This window comes from Mitsuaria sp. GD03876 (assembly GCF_029840635.1).
Lineage (GTDB): Bacteria > Pseudomonadota > Gammaproteobacteria > Burkholderiales > Burkholderiaceae_C > Roseateles.
Genome location: NZ_JAOCCU010000063.1, coordinates 1 through 13,496 on the forward strand (window position 1 = coordinate 1; position 13,496 = coordinate 13,496).

The window sequence follows — 13,496 nt, forward strand, 5'->3', positions numbered from 1 at the left end:
CAGCGCTTCACGCGGCCGTCGTTGGTCAGCATCGTCATCTCGACGAAGCTCGAGCCCACATGCTTGTTGGCGCGGAAGTTCACGTTGAAGCCGCCGACGTTGTAGTTGGTCAGCGTGTCCAGCGCCGCGCACAGCCCCTCGCGGGTCGGGCGGGCCATGCGGCGCAGGCCTTCGCTGATGACCTTGGCGCCGATGTAGCCCTCGATGGCGGTGTAGTTGAACTTCTGGCCGGCCTTGGTGGCGGCCTGCTGGTATTCGTGGACCACGCCGACCTGGGTGCCGAACGGGTAGGGCATGACCTGGCTGACGACCACGCCCATCGCGTCCTTGCCAAGCTCGTCCAGCAGCGACTGCGTGCCCACGAACGACACGTTGTAGAACACGCCGCCGTAGCCGGCCTTGCGCGCGGCGCGGATGAAGGCGGCGCAGCTCTTGTAGGCGCTGATCATGACGATGGCCTCCGGCGGCGCGCCGGTCTGGACCAGGTCCTTGACGGCCTTGGCGACGTCGACGGTGTTGCGCTCGACGGTCGAGGTGGCCTGCGGCTGGATCGCCAGCGGCTTCATCGCGCGCAGCACGCCGTCCAGGCCGGCCTTGCCGTAGGCGTCGTTCTGGTGGAAGACCGAGATGCGCATCAGCCCGAGCTGGGTCAGCTGCTTCACGATCAGCGCGGTCTCGTCGTAATACGAGGCGCGCACGTGGTAGACCCAGGGGCTGAACGGGTCGCGCAGCGCCTCGGCGCCGGTGAAGGGCGCGACGAAGGGGATCTTGTTCTGGTTGACCAGCGGCAGCGCGGCCAGCGAGGTCGGGGTGCCGACGTAGCCGAACAGCGCGAAGACGTCGTCGTTGATCAGCTTCTCGGTGTTGGCCTTGCAGCGGTCGGGCTCGTAGCCGTCGTCCAGCGTGCGCAGCTCGATGGTGGTGCCGTTGATGCCGCCGGCGGCGTTCTGGGCGTCGAAGAACAGCTTGGCGCCGGCCTGCATCTGGATGCCGAGCTGCGCGGCGGGGCCGGTCAGCGGCACCGACTGGCCCAGCACCAGGCGCTTGCCTTGCGCGCGAACGGCCGTCGGGATCGGAAGGGTGGCGAGCGCGCCCAGGGCGCTGGCGGAGGCGAGGAGTTGGCGGCGGTCCAAAGGAGGCTCCCAGGGGGTGCGATTGATGTTGTGGCGCACCGCGTCGGCAGGCGCCAGGAGGCTCGACACGACCTATTTCGGCCCCCCAGCGCGCGAGCTTAGCGTTTCATTCGTCCAGCGTTGTCGCCAGGTTCGGTAAGAAAACGCAAGGGTGTGGCGCCTGTGCAATAGTTGACGCCTGTTGTCCGCCCCTTGAGAACCGACCGTGAACCTCTCGCCACAGGCCCTCGATCACGACGATCCGGCCCTCGCCCAGACGCCCGCATCGCGCACGGAAAGCCCCTCCCGGATCGTCAAGGGCGCCTGCCCGCACGACTGCCCGGACACCTGCGCGCTGCGCATCACCGTCGAGGACGGCAAGGTGGTGAAGGTGCAGGGACAACCCGAGCATCCGAGCACCCATGGCGCGCTGTGCACGAAGGTGTCGCGTTATCCGGAGCGGACCTACCACGCCGAGCGGGTGCTGCAGCCGCTCAAGCGGGTCAGCGCCAAGCACGAGGCGCCGCGCTTCGAGCCCGTGTCCTGGGACCAGGCGATCGCCGAGATCGCCGGCCGGCTGAAGGCCATCGCGGCGCGCGATCCGCAGGCGATCCTGCCGTACAGCTATGCCGGCACGATGGGCATGCTGCAGGGCGAGGCGATGGCGGGTCGCTTCTTCAACCGGCTGGGCGCGAGCTGCCTGGACCGCACGATCTGCGCGTCCGCCGGCGGCGCGGGCCTGGCGGCGACCTACGGCCACAAGGTCGGCATGCACCTGCCGTACTTCGCCGAATCGAAGCTGATCCTGATCTGGGGCAGCAACTCGATCGCCTCCAACCTGCATTTCTGGACCTTCGCCAACCAGGCCAAGCGCAACGGGGCGAAGCTCGTCTGCATCGACCCGCGCAAGACCGAGACGGCCGACAAGTGCCACCAGCACCTGGCGCTGCTGCCGGGCACCGACGGCGCGCTGGCGCTGGGGCTGATGCATGAGCTGATCGCCCACGACTGGCTGGACCACGACTACATCGCCCGCCATGTCGAGGGCTGGGACGAGTTGCGCGCCAAGGCGTCGGACTGGACGCCCGAGCGCACCGCGGCCGAATGCGGGCTGACGGCGGACGAGGTCCGCGGCCTGGCGCGCGACTACGCGACCGCGTCGCCGGCGGCGATCCGGCTGAACTACGGCATGCAGCGCGTGCGCGGCGGGGGCAACGCGGTGCGGCTGATCGCGCTGCTGCCCTGCCTGACCGGCGCCTGGCGGCATCGCGCGGGCGGCATGCTGCTGTCGAGCTCGGGCTGGTTCGCGCCGTTCAAGAACCCGGCGCTGGAGCGCCCGGACCTGCGCGCCGGCCGGCCCTCGCGCACGATCAACATGAGCACCATCGGCGACGACCTGCTGCGCGAGGCCTCGCCCGCGTTCGGCCCGAAGGTCGAGGCGGTGATCGTCTACAACAGCAACCCGGTGGCGGTGGCGCCGGAGTCGCCGAAGGTGGTGGCCGGTTTCCAGCGCGAGGACCTGCTGACGGTGGTGCTGGAGCACTTCATGACCGACACCGCCGACCTGGCCGACTACGTGCTGCCGGCGACGACGCAGCTGGAGCACCTGGACATCCACACCAGCTACGGCCACACCGACGTGCTGGTCAACGAGCCGGCGATCGCGCCGCTGGGCCAGGCGCGGCCCAACACGCAGGTGTTCCGCGACCTGGCGGCGGCGATGGGCTTCGACGAGCCGGCGTTCCGCGACAACGACGAGGCGCTGCTGAAGCAGGCCCTGCGCGACGACGTGGACCTCGGCGAACTGCGCGAGCGCGGCTGGTTCAAGCTGCCGCTGGCGGAGGCGCCCTTCGCGGAAGGCGGCTTCCCGTCGGCCAGCGGCAAGGCCGACGCGCGCGGCGCGGACTACGTGCCCAACTACGAGAGCCGCGCGAGCGCGCCGGCGCTGGCGTCGCGGTACCCGCTGGCGATGATCTCGCCGCCGGCGCGCAACCACTTGAACAGCACCTTCGTGAACGTGAAGAGCCTGCGCGACATCGAGGGCGAGCAGGTGCTGGAGATGAGCGCCGGCGACGCCGCGTCGCGCGGCCTGGCCGACGGGCAGCCGGTGCGGGTGTTCAACGACCGCGGCAGCTACGTGTGCCGGCTCGACGTCAGCGCGCGGGCCCGCGAGGGCGTGGTGCACGGGCTGGGCATCTGGTGGCGCAAGCTGGGCGCCGACGGCCGCAACGTCAACGAGGTCACGCACCAGCAGCTGACCGACCTGGGCCGCGCGCCGTGCTTTTACGACTGCCTGGTCGAGGTGGCCGCGGCGTGAGCGCATGACGGCGACCGCACCGGGCCGGCCGATCCGGCGGCTGTTGCTGGCGCTGCTCGTCGCGCCGTTGTTGCTGCTGGGCGGCTGCGCGCAGCTGTCGTACTACGGGCAGTCGCTGTCGGGGCACCTGTCGCTGGTGCGCTCGGCCAAACCGGTCGACGAGTGGCTGGCCCGGACCGACCTCGATCCCGAGGTGCGCGCGCAGCTCGAGCTGTCCAAGGCGCTGCGCGACTACGCGTCGACCGAGCTGAAGCTGCCGCAGAACGACAGCTATCGCCGCTACGCGGACCTGAAGCGCGGCGCGGCGGTGTGGAACGTGGTGGCGACACCGGAACTGAGCCTGCAGCTCACCACCTGGTGCTACCCGATCATGGGCTGCGCCGGGTACCGCGGCTACTTCTCGCCGGACGCGGCGCGCGAGGAGGCGCAGTCGCTGCGCAAGGAGGGCCTGGAGCCCTACGTGTACGGCGTGCCGGCGTATTCGTCGCTGGGCTGGAGCAACTGGATCGGCGGCGATCCGCTGCTCAACACCTTCATCCGCTACCCCGAGGGGCAACTGGCGCGGATGATCTTCCACGAGCTGGCGCACCAGGTCGCGTATGCCGGCGACGACACGACGTTCAACGAGAGCTTCGCGACGGCGGTCGAGCAGATCGGCGTGGCGAGGTGGTTGAAGGACCGTCCGCAGGCGCTGCGCGAGGACGAGGAATCGCGCCGGCGGCAGGACCAGATCCAGGAACTGCTGAAGGGGACGCGGGAGCAGTTGCGGGAGGTGTTCCGCAGCACGGCCAGCGACGACGAGAAACGGGCGGGCAAGGCGGCGGCCTTCGCGAAGCTGCGCGCGGACTACGAGGCGATGAAGCGCGACCAGTGGGCGGGCGACACGCGCTTCGACCGTTGGGTGGGGGGCTTGAACACGCCGGCGCTGGCGATCCAGGGCAGCTACACGGACCTGGTGCCGGACTTCATCCGGCTGTTCGAGCGGCAGGGTGGCGACTGGGAGCGCTTCTACGCCGAGGTGAAGCGCCTGGCGGGCTTGCCCAAGGACGAGCGGCGCGCGGAACTGACGCGGAGATGACGCCGTCCCGCCGAGGTGGGAAATCGGGAAGCACTTGAGAAATGTCATGCCGGGCGGCTGACTTGAGACGCGGGGCGCTTCTAGAGTGATTGGCTTCTCACTTCTCATAGGAGCGGCTGGTGATCACACTGCATCGGAGTTCTCAATCCTCGCGTCCCGGGCCGGCGCGAGAGCGGGGTGGCAATCTCAAGGTCGTCGACGCTTGCTTGCATGGGCTCGCGCTTCCGAAGAAAGGTTGCCGGGTTCATGTCACCAAGATCGCGTCTTGGACGCTGGAGTGGTGGCCGCATCGACGGCAGCGCGCGCTCTACGCGGCGTTGGAAGCCCAGGAACTGACGTTCTGGCCGACGGCGAACGGCTTCGAGATGTGCCGGCTCGGTGCCAGGTTCGACTTCCACTACATGGTGGTACGCCGGGATCCCGATCGAATCTCGATCGAAGGGTTGCTCAGTCAACTGCCCGACTGGAAAGCAAACTGATCATGGCGAAACGCGGCATTCGGCCGCCAGAGATGCCAGGTCTCTTGCGCGGCAATCAGTTTCATCCCTGTGCTCATGCGCCTGAGCAAGTCATCCAGGCGGGGCGGGATCTTGCTGAGTTGTTGAAGGCGATTGGCGACGGGGGTCTGCGTGAGCGGACGCTGCTCGAATGGTTCGGGGCGTCGACGGCCAGAATCGCTCTGCTCGCCCATGCTGCCGGGCGACCGAGGCCGCAGTTTGTCGCCAGGGAATTCAATCTCTGCGACATGCGCGCCGACTTCGCGCTGCTCGAGATTCCCCCGTCCCCGGATGTAGCACCCTATCTGTTGCTGGTGGAGTGCCAAGGCGCGTTGCCCAACTCCCTGTTCGAGGCGAGCGATCGAACGCTTCACTACTGGGGGCACGATTTCCTGGATGGCTTCAGCCAACTGATGGACTGGCATTTCGTGGGCTACCACGAGATGTTGAGCCAGAAGATTGCAAGCCTTGCTGCTGGACATCGCAAGCCGCTGGAAACCATGTTCATGTTGGTTGCCGGCCTTCAGCGATTCTCGATGGATGCACTTTCGGAGCGGCGCTTGGTGTGGTGGGCCAACACGGTATCGCTCGGCACGAACTTCAAAATCCTTCGCTTCGACGACATTGCCCATCAGGCGATCTACTGGATGGAATCGTATGGAAGTTGGGGCGTCGAGCCGGCACGAGATGGAAGGCACGTACAGGAGCAGCAGGGGCTGTATCAACGATCCGCGTCGAGCGGACTCCAGAACGACAAGGCCGCCCTCGCGGGGCGGCCTCACAGCAGGTCCGGCGCGGGCGCCGGCACTTGAGATTTACTTCAGGCCTTCCACCAGGTCGATGTAGTCCTGCATCGCCTGGTCGTTGGTCTTGCCTTCGAGGGTCTTCCAGGCGTCCCACTTGGCGCGGTTGACGAAGTCCGTCATGCCGGGCCGGTCGCCTTCGACGTCGCCGGCGGTGGCCTGCTTGAACAGCGCGTAGAGCTGGAGCAGCGTCTGGTTGTCCGGCCGTTCGGGCAGGGTCTTGGAGTCGGCGACGGCGGCGTCGAATTGGTCCTTGAGGCTCATGGTGGGGTCTCCCGTGGCGGTGAGTGGGGCGTCCCATTGGCGACAATGGGACGGGCGGCCGCGATGTTACCCATCCCGCCCTCGGCTTCGGACTGGGGCCGCCTCTCTAGATGACGCATCATCCGGGGTTCGCCGGCGCGCCGCCTGGCCTGTCCGATGGCCGTCCGATCGCCGTCCGAATTTCATCCCCCACCAGGAGACCGCATTGCCCACTCCCGCCGCGACCGCATCCCCGCCTGCCGGGAAGTCCGCCCGGGCCGTCCGGTCCGGCGCGCTGCCGCGTGGCGCCGAGCCGATGTCCAAGGTCGACACCGCCTGGCTGCGCCTGGACACCGAGGCCAACCGGATGGTCATCCACGGCGTGCTGTTCCTGAAGCCCGGCGTGGCGCTCGACGACCTGCGCGCGCGCGTCGCCGAGCGGCTGCTGCGCTTCCCGCGCTTCCGCCAGCGCGTCGTCGAATCCGGCGACAGCGCGTACTGGGTCGAGGACGCGGGCCTGGACATCACCCGCCATGTCGTGGCCGAGTCGCTGTCCCGGCGCCGGGGCCGGTCGCTCGAGGGCGCGCTGCAGGACCGGCTCGCCGAGCTGGCCGCCGAGCCGCTCGATCCGGGCCGCCCGCTCTGGCAGCTGCACCTGATCGAGCACTACGACGGCGCGAGCGCGCTGATCGCGCGGGTGCATCACTGCATCGCGGACGGCATCGCGCTGATCGCGGTGCTGCTGTCGATCACCGACGGCGGCATCGTGCCGCCGGACGCGATGGACGCCGTGTCCGGCGCGACGCCCTCATCGGGCCGCGGCGTCAGGAGCAAGGGCGCAAAGGGCAAGGAGGCCAAGGGCAAGGACGGCCATGCGGCCGCCGACGATGCCGAGCCCGAATGGCTCGCCGACGCGATGGTCAAGCCGATCAACGCCTGGACCGTGCGCGAGATCCAGGAGCACGCCGCCCAGGGCGGCAACGGCGCGTCGCCGGCCGAGCGGCTCGGCAAGCAGGTGCTCCAGGACGCCGCCGCGCTGACCGACGCGCCCGACGACGACAAGACCCGCCTCAAGGGCAAGGCCGGCCGCGACAAGCGCGTCGCCTGGGCCGCGCCGCTGCCGCTGGACGCGGTCAAGGCGGTCGGCAAGTCGATGAGCGTCTCGGTCAACGACGTGCTGCTGAGCTGCGTCGCCGGCGCCATCGGCCTGTACCTGCGCGAGCACGGCGACGAGACCCGGGACCAGGAGATCCGCGCGCTGGTGCCGGTCAACCTGCGTCCGCTGGAAACGGCCTGGCAGCTCGGCAACCGCTTCGGCATGGTGCCGCTGCCGCTGCCCATCGGCATCGGCAATCCGGTCAAGCGGCTCTACGCGGTGCATGCGCGCACGCAGGCGGTGAAGAACAGCCTGCAGCCCGCGCTGTCGCTGGGACTGATGGCCACGTCCGGCTCGGTCGAGAAGGCGGCGCAGCGCGCGATGCTCAAGACGCTGTCGCGCAAGGCGACCGCGCTGATGACGAACGTGCCGGGACCGGCGCAGGCGCTGCGGCTGTGCGGCGCGTCCGTCGAGCGCGTCATGTTCTGGGCGCCGCAGGCCGGCGACATGAGCCTGGGCATCAGCATCCTGACCTATGCCGGCCAGGTGCAGTTCGGCCTGATCGCCGATGCCGGCCTGTGTCCCGATCCGGAGCGGATCGTGGCCCACTTCGAGCCCGAGTTCCAGCAGTTGCTGACGCTGGCGCTGATGCTCCCGTGGGAGGCCAAGGACTGACGGCGGGACAGGGTCGCGACTCGCGGCGACCGCCATGAAAAACGCCGCCCGAGGGCGGCGTTCGTCGTTCCCGTGGAACGGATTACTTCGCCTTCTTGGCCGGTTGCGGGCGGCCCGCGGCGGTCGGGTAGGCATTCATCACGCGGACCGGGTCGGCGCTGGCCAGGTACTCGGCGTACTGCGTCTGGCCGCAGGCGACCGACGCGCCGCCGGTGGCCTCGCCGCGGTACTCGCCGCGGTTGTAGACGAAGCGGTACTCGTTGGCGTCGGCCGGCTGCTCGAACTTGACCGCGTGCTGCGTGGCGCACTCGGCGCGCAGCGCCTTGGCGTCGGCGTTCTCGGCGGTGGCGGCTTGCGCCAGCGGCGCGACCAGGGCCAGCACGGCGGCGGAGATCAGGATGCGCTTCATGGGTCGGTCCCTCGGTGTCGGTGAATGCGATATCCCTAATTTATAGGGTGTCGTTTTCCCCCGCCAACCGCGACCAGGGGGTCCGGCTTCGCACGAATCCAGGGTTTCTACGCTTGCTGGTACTTGCCGGCCAGCTGGAACAGGTGGTCCCGCGAGGCCGGTTCCAGGTAGGGCAGCAGCAGGCCCAGCACGTGGAAGGCGCCGCGCATCAGCGCCTCGCCGGCGCGCTCGGGCTCGAGCGCGTTGCGCGGATCGCGCACGTATTCGTAGCTCAGCCAGTAGCTCAGCAGCACCACCATCGCATTGGCGGTGGGCACCGCCTCGCGCACCTGCATCGTCAGCGCGCCGCTGGCCTGCAGCCCGCCCAGCAGGCCGACCATCGCCTGCGTCTTCTGCTCCAGCACATGCTGGAAGTGGGTCTCGAGCTTGCGGTTCTTGGACAGCAGGTCGTTGAGGTCGCGGTACAGGAAGCGGTGCTGCCAGATCAGCTCGAACAGCATGTGGAAGAACAGCCAGGCGTCCTCCACGTTGCGCACGTTGTGCACCGCGCCGAGCAGCTCCGACAAGGCCTTGTCGTAGCGGTTGAACAGCGCGTTGATCAGCTCGTCCTTGGCCGGGTAGTGGTAGTACAGGTTGCCGGGCGAGATGCCGAGCTCCGCGGAAATCAGCGTGGTGGAGACGTTCGGCTCGCCGAAGCGATTGAAGAGGTCCAGCGTGACTTCGAGGATGCGTTCGGCGGTGCGGCGCGGCTTCTTGGTGGCCATGGGCGTGGGCGGAGAGTGGCGGCATTCTGTCATGTCCCCAGGCGGGCGCGGGACAGGGCCGCTGCCTACAATCGCCGCCCATGCCCGCAAGCCCCCCACAACAGCCGGCCGCCATGCCCGTGCCGGCCGGCGGTCCGCCCGCCCTGCGCTTCGACAACGTCAGCAAGACCTACCGCGCCGGCCAGTTCCGCGCGCTGGACGGCGTCAGCTTCGACATCCAGCCCGGTGAGTTCTTCGGCCTGCTCGGCCCCAACGGCGCCGGCAAGACCAGCCTGATCAGCATCCTCGCCGGCCTGTCGCGCGCCAGCGGGGGTCAGGTCTCGGTGCTGGGCCACGACGTCGTGGACGACTACGCCAACGCCCGCAAGAAGCTCGGCATCGTGCCGCAGGAGCTGGTCTTCGACCCGTTCTTCAGCGTGCGCGAGACGCTGCGCATCCAGTCGGGCTACTTCGGCGTGCGCCACAACGACGACTGGATCGACGAGCTGCTGCTCAACCTCGGCCTGGCCGACAAGGCCCACAACAACATGCGCCAGCTCTCGGGCGGCATGAAGCGCCGGGTGCTGGTCGCGCAGGCGCTGGTGCACCGCCCGCCGGTGATCGTGCTGGACGAGCCCACCGCCGGCGTCGACGTCGAGCTGCGCCAGACGCTGTGGCAGTTCATCGCGCGGCTCAACCGCGAAGGCCACACCGTCCTGCTGACGACGCACTACCTGGAGGAGGCCGAGGCGCTCTGCCACCGCATCGCGATGCTCAAGCAAGGCAGGATCGTCGCGCTGAACCGGACCTCCGAGCTGCTCGCCGGCACCGCGTCGACGATGCTGCAGTTCAAGACCGACTCGGCGCTGCCGCTGGCGCTCGCCGGGCGCGCCCGCACCACCGGCCGCATCGTCCAGATCACCGCGCACGACGCGGCGGAGGTCGAGCAGATCCTGGCCACGCTGCGCGAGGCCGCCGTTCCCATCGAGGACCTGGAGATCGGCCGCGCCGACCTCGAGGACGTCTTCCTCGAAATCATGCAAGGGGGCCGCGCATGAGCGCCAGCCACTTCCCCATCCGCCTCGAAGGCGCCCGCCCGCTCTTCTACAAGGAAGTCCTGCGCTTCTGGAAGGTCGGCTTCCAGACCGTCGGCGCGCCGGTGCTGACCGCGGTGCTGTACCTGCTGGTCTTCGGCCATGTGCTGGAGGACCACGTCAAGGTCTACGGCACCGTCGGCTACACCAGCTTCCTGATCCCGGGCCTGGTGATGATGAGCGTGCTGCAGAACGCGTTCGCCAACAGCAGCTCCTCGCTGATCCAGAGCAAGATCACCGGCAACCTGGTGTTCCTGCTGGTCACGCCGCTGTCGCACTGGGCGTGGTTCCTGGCCTATGTCGGCGCGTCCGTCATCCGCGGGCTGATGGTCGGCGCGGGCGTGTTCCTGGCCACCGTGTGGTTCGCGCCGCCGGGCATGGCCAACCCGGCCTGGGTGCTGGTCTTCGCGGCGCTGGGCGCGGCGCTGATGGGCTCGCTGGGCCTGATCGCCGGGCTGTGGGCCGAGAAGTTCGACCAGATGGCCGCCTTCCAGAACTTCATCGTGATGCCGATGACCTTCCTGTCGGGCGTGTTCTATTCGGTGCACTCGCTGCCGCCGTTCTGGCAGGCGGTCAGCCACCTGAATCCGTTCTTCTACATGATCGACGGCTTCCGGCACGGCTTCTTCGGCGTCAGCGACGCCTCGCCGTGGCTGAGCGTGGCGGTGGTGGCGATCGCGTTCGCGGCGGTCGCGGCCATCGCGCTGGAGCTGCTGCGCCGCGGCTACAAGATCCGCCACTGACGCGTCCCGCGCCGGGCGCCGCAAGCCCGGCCTCTCCAAGCACGAAACCGGGCGCTCGAGGTGCCCGGGTAGAATCCCGCCCCATCATGGCCGACCCGACCCCCGCAGAAGTCCAGAGCTACATCGCCCAGGGACTCGCTTGCAGCGAGCTCCAGGTCGAGGGCGACGGGCGCCATTTCTTCGCGACGATCGTGTCGGCCGAGTTCGAGGGCCTGAGCCGGATCAAGCGCCACCAGCGCGTGTACCAGGCACTGGGCGATCGCATGCGCGAGCAGATCCACGCGCTGTCGATGAAGACGCTGACCCCCGCGGAGTTCGCGCAGCAAGGCAGCGCGCATCACCATCACTGAAAGCCACCCGGCTGAGAGGCGGGTGGCGGTGTGGCCCGTCCGGTGAACCCGCTGCCGTCCCGCTGAACAGCCCGAAGCGCTTCGTCGCGAGGCGCGCGTTCACCGAGGACATCGCATGATCACCCTGGCACTTTCCAAGGGCCGCATCTTCGAAGAGACCCTGCCGCTGCTGGCGGCGGCCGGCATCACGGTGCTGGAAGACCCGGACAGCTCCCGCAAGCTGATCCTCCCGACCAACCAGGCCGAGGTGCGCGTCGTGCTGGTGCGCGCCACCGACGTGCCGACCTACGTCGAGTACGGCGGCGCCGACCTCGGCGTGGCCGGCCGCGACGTGCTGATCGAGCATGGCGGCGCGGGCCTGTACCAGCCGCTGGACCTGTGCATCGCCAAGTGCCGCATGAGCGTCGCGGTGCGCGACGACTTCGACTACGACCACGCCGTGCGCCAGGGCTCGCGCCTGCGCGTGGCCACCAAGTACACCGCCATCGCGCGCCAGCACTTCGCCGACAAGGGCGTGCACGTCGACCTGATCAAGCTGTATGGCTCGATGGAGCTGGCCCCGCTGACCGGACTGGCCGACGCGATCGTCGACCTGGTCTCCACCGGCAGCACGCTCAAGGCGAACCGGCTGGTGGAGGTCGAGCGGATCATGGACATCTCCTCGCGGCTGGTGGTCAACCAGGCGGCGCTCAAGCTCAAGCGCGACGCGCTCAAGCCGCTGATCGACGCGATCGGCTCGGCGATCCCGGCCCAATGACGTCGATCCAGGAGCCCGCCATGACGACGACCCTTCGCTCCCTCATCACCACCGACGCCGACTTCGAGGCTCAGTTCCAGCGCGTGCTGCACTGGTCGGCCGAGACCGACGCCGCGATCGAGTCGCGCGTCGCCGACATCCTGGCCGACGTGCGCACCCGCGGCGACGCGGCGGTCCTCGAGTACACCGAGCGCTTCGACGGCCTGCGGGCCGCGTCGCTGGGCGCGCTCGAGCTCACCCGCGACGAACTGAAGGCGGCCTTCGACCGGCTGCCCGCCGAGCAGGCGAACGCGCTGACGCAGGCCGCCGAGCGCGTGCGCCGTTACCACGAGCGCCAGAAGCAGGCCTGCGGCGAAAGCTGGAGCTACCGCGACGAGGACGGCACGCTGCTGGGCCAGAAGGTCACCCCGCTGGACCGCGTCGGCATCTACGTGCCGGGCGGCAAGGCCGCCTATCCGTCCAGCGTGCTGATGAACGCCATCCCGGCCCAGGTCGCCGGCGTGGGCGAGATCGTCATGGTGGTGCCCACGCCGGTGCGCGGCAGCGTCGCCACCGGCGGCAGCGGCGACGGCGCCTCCGACAAGGGCGAGCGCAACGAACTCGTGCTGGCCGCGGCCTACGTCGCCGGCGTGCACCGCGCGTTCACGATCGGCGGCGCGCAGGCGGTGGCGGCGCTGGCGTACGGCACCGCGACCGTGCCGCGCGTCGACAAGATCACCGGCCCCGGCAACGCCTACGTGGCCAGCGCGAAGAAACACGTCTTCGGCCAGGTCGGCATCGACATGATCGCGGGACCGAGCGAGATCCTGGTGCTGGCCGACGGCACGACGCCGCCCGACTGGGTCGCGATGGACCTGTTCAGCCAGGCCGAGCACGACGAACTCGCGCAGAGCATCCTGCTGTGCCCGGACGCGGCCTACATCGCGCGGGTGCGCGAGGCCATCGAGCGCCTGCTGCCCGACATGCCGCGCCGCGACGTGATCCGGGCCTCGCTCGAGGGGCGCGGCGCGCTGATCCAGACGCGCTCGATGGAAGAGGCCTGCGAGATCAGCAACCGCATCGCGCCGGAACACCTGGAGGTCTCCAGCGCCGATCCGCACCGTTGGGAGCCGCTGCTGCGCCATGCCGGCGCGATCTTCCTGGGCGCCTACACCAGCGAGTCGCTGGGCGACTACTGCGCCGGGCCCAACCACGTGCTGCCGACCTCGGGCACGGCGCGGTTCTCCTCGCCGCTGGGCGTCTACGACTTCCAGAAGCGCTCCAGCCTGATCGAGGTCAGCGAGGCCGGCGCGCAGCTGCTCGGCCCGATCGCCGCGACGCTGGCCTACGGCGAAGGCCTGCAGGCGCACGCGCGGGCGGCGGAGCTGCGGCTCAAGCGCTGACGGAGCCGCGCGCCGGCTCGCCGATCCTCGGCGTGGCCGCTTCCCGACATCGCCGGCGGAGCGCCCGCCCGCTGGTTCGCGCACATTTCACGCGGCGTCCGAGGACAAACCCTGGATCGCGGAGAAAGCGCCACATTTGCCGCTGTTTCGCTGTTCGCCCTTTCGTGCGAAGCCTCTAGCATTCGCCGACATAGCCA

The 13,496-nt window shown here is 69.3% G+C and carries 14 protein-coding genes; 10 read left to right on the forward strand and 4 right to left on the reverse strand.

Annotated features, from left to right (window positions below; translation table 11 throughout):
• On the reverse strand, positions 1 to 1,097 hold a 1,097-nt coding region (locus N5D62_RS25925), incomplete at its 3' end, for an ABC transporter substrate-binding protein (protein ID WP_279760956.1).
• Positions 1,098 to 1,422: 325 nt separating this feature from the next.
• Between N5D62_RS25925 and N5D62_RS25930 the strand changes: the two genes are divergently transcribed.
• The 4 genes from N5D62_RS25930 (at position 1,423) to N5D62_RS25945 (ending at position 5,816) form a co-directional block, all read left to right on the forward strand.
• Complete coding sequence (locus tag N5D62_RS25930) at positions 1,423 to 3,429, forward strand: molybdopterin oxidoreductase family protein (protein WP_279760957.1); 2,007 nt, start codon at positions 1,423 to 1,425, stop codon at positions 3,427 to 3,429.
• Positions 3,430 to 3,433: 4 nt separating this feature from the next.
• Positions 3,434 to 4,507 (forward strand): aminopeptidase, encoded by a 1,074-nt coding sequence (locus N5D62_RS25935; protein ID WP_279760924.1) that lies wholly within the window; start codon positions 3,434 to 3,436, stop codon positions 4,505 to 4,507.
• A 119-nt stretch (positions 4,508 to 4,626) separates the two neighbouring features.
• Entirely contained in the window at positions 4,627 to 4,986 is a 360-nt protein-coding gene (locus N5D62_RS25940; RefSeq protein ID WP_279760925.1) for a hypothetical protein, read from the forward strand.
• 2 nt (positions 4,987 to 4,988) lie between these two features.
• Entirely contained in the window at positions 4,989 to 5,816 is an 828-nt protein-coding gene (locus N5D62_RS25945; RefSeq protein WP_279760926.1) for a hypothetical protein, read from the forward strand.
• Between the two features lie 3 nt (positions 5,817 to 5,819).
• Here N5D62_RS25945 and N5D62_RS25950 read toward each other — a convergent pair whose 3' ends face one another.
• Complete coding sequence (locus N5D62_RS25950; RefSeq protein WP_279760927.1) at positions 5,820 to 6,071, reverse strand: acyl-CoA-binding protein; 252 nt, start codon at positions 6,069 to 6,071, stop codon at positions 5,820 to 5,822.
• A gap of 295 nt (positions 6,072 to 6,366) precedes the next feature.
• Between N5D62_RS25950 and N5D62_RS25955 the strand changes: the two genes are divergently transcribed.
• Positions 6,367 to 7,821: a wax ester/triacylglycerol synthase family O-acyltransferase gene (locus N5D62_RS25955; protein WP_279760928.1), complete on the forward strand. Its 1,455-nt coding sequence runs from the start codon at positions 6,367 to 6,369 to the stop codon at positions 7,819 to 7,821.
• 82 nt (positions 7,822 to 7,903) lie between these two features.
• Here the strand turns inward: N5D62_RS25955 and N5D62_RS25960 are convergent, their stop codons facing one another.
• A complete protein-coding gene (locus tag N5D62_RS25960; protein ID WP_279760930.1) occupies positions 7,904 to 8,230 on the reverse strand; it encodes a hypothetical protein in 327 nt (108 codons plus the stop codon).
• Positions 8,231 to 8,337: 107 nt separating this feature from the next.
• Positions 8,338 to 8,994 carry a TetR/AcrR family transcriptional regulator gene (locus tag N5D62_RS25965; RefSeq protein WP_279760931.1) on the reverse strand — a complete coding sequence of 219 codons (657 nt, stop codon included), beginning with the start codon at positions 8,992 to 8,994 and terminating at the stop codon, positions 8,338 to 8,340.
• Between the two features lie 80 nt (positions 8,995 to 9,074).
• On the opposite strand from N5D62_RS25965, the gene N5D62_RS25970 reads away from it, so the two are divergent.
• The 5 genes from N5D62_RS25970 to hisD all read left to right on the forward strand — a co-directional run bounded on the left by N5D62_RS25970 (position 9,075) and on the right by hisD (position 13,299).
• Entirely contained in the window at positions 9,075 to 10,031 is a 957-nt protein-coding gene (locus N5D62_RS25970) for an ABC transporter ATP-binding protein (protein WP_279760932.1), read from the forward strand.
• A complete protein-coding gene (locus N5D62_RS25975) occupies positions 10,028 to 10,810 on the forward strand; it encodes an ABC transporter permease (RefSeq protein WP_279760933.1) in 783 nt (260 codons plus the stop codon). The genes N5D62_RS25970 and N5D62_RS25975 overlap by 4 nt, the downstream gene beginning before the upstream one ends.
• An 86-nt stretch (positions 10,811 to 10,896) precedes the next feature.
• Positions 10,897 to 11,160: a BolA/IbaG family iron-sulfur metabolism protein gene (locus N5D62_RS25980; RefSeq protein WP_091721214.1), complete on the forward strand. Its 264-nt coding sequence runs from the start codon at positions 10,897 to 10,899 to the stop codon at positions 11,158 to 11,160.
• A 115-nt stretch (positions 11,161 to 11,275) separates the two neighbouring features.
• Positions 11,276 to 11,917, forward strand: a complete 642-nt coding sequence (gene hisG, locus N5D62_RS25985) for an ATP phosphoribosyltransferase (protein WP_279760934.1) — start codon at positions 11,276 to 11,278, stop codon at positions 11,915 to 11,917.
• 20 nt (positions 11,918 to 11,937) lie between these two features.
• Positions 11,938 to 13,299: a histidinol dehydrogenase gene (gene hisD / locus N5D62_RS25990; protein ID WP_279760935.1), complete on the forward strand. Its 1,362-nt coding sequence runs from the start codon at positions 11,938 to 11,940 to the stop codon at positions 13,297 to 13,299.
• Positions 13,300 to 13,496 lie beyond the last annotated feature (197 nt).

What these genes read in the sequence shown, in the direction of transcription:
- N5D62_RS25970 (WP_279760932.1), top strand. Translation starts at nt 9,075, where the DNA reads ATGCCCGCAAGCCCCCCACAACAGCCGGCCGCCATGCCCGTGCCGGCC.
- N5D62_RS25960 (WP_279760930.1), bottom strand. Translation starts at nt 8,230, where the DNA reads ATGAAGCGCATCCTGATCTCCGCCGCCGTGCTGGCCCTGGTCGCGCCG.
- N5D62_RS25950 (WP_279760927.1), bottom strand. Translation starts at nt 6,071, where the DNA reads ATGAGCCTCAAGGACCAATTCGACGCCGCCGTCGCCGACTCCAAGACC.
- N5D62_RS25965 (WP_279760931.1), bottom strand. Translation starts at nt 8,994, where the DNA reads ATGGCCACCAAGAAGCCGCGCCGCACCGCCGAACGCATCCTCGAAGTC.
- N5D62_RS25955 (WP_279760928.1), top strand. Translation starts at nt 6,367, where the DNA reads ATGTCCAAGGTCGACACCGCCTGGCTGCGCCTGGACACCGAGGCCAAC.
- hisD (WP_279760935.1), top strand. Translation starts at nt 11,938, where the DNA reads ATGACGACGACCCTTCGCTCCCTCATCACCACCGACGCCGACTTCGAG.
- N5D62_RS25935 (WP_279760924.1), top strand. Translation starts at nt 3,434, where the DNA reads ATGACGGCGACCGCACCGGGCCGGCCGATCCGGCGGCTGTTGCTGGCG.
- N5D62_RS25980 (WP_091721214.1), top strand. Translation starts at nt 10,897, where the DNA reads ATGGCCGACCCGACCCCCGCAGAAGTCCAGAGCTACATCGCCCAGGGA.
- N5D62_RS25945 (WP_279760926.1), top strand. Translation starts at nt 4,989, where the DNA reads ATGGCGAAACGCGGCATTCGGCCGCCAGAGATGCCAGGTCTCTTGCGC.
- N5D62_RS25975 (WP_279760933.1), top strand. Translation starts at nt 10,028, where the DNA reads ATGAGCGCCAGCCACTTCCCCATCCGCCTCGAAGGCGCCCGCCCGCTC.
- hisG (WP_279760934.1), top strand. Translation starts at nt 11,276, where the DNA reads ATGATCACCCTGGCACTTTCCAAGGGCCGCATCTTCGAAGAGACCCTG.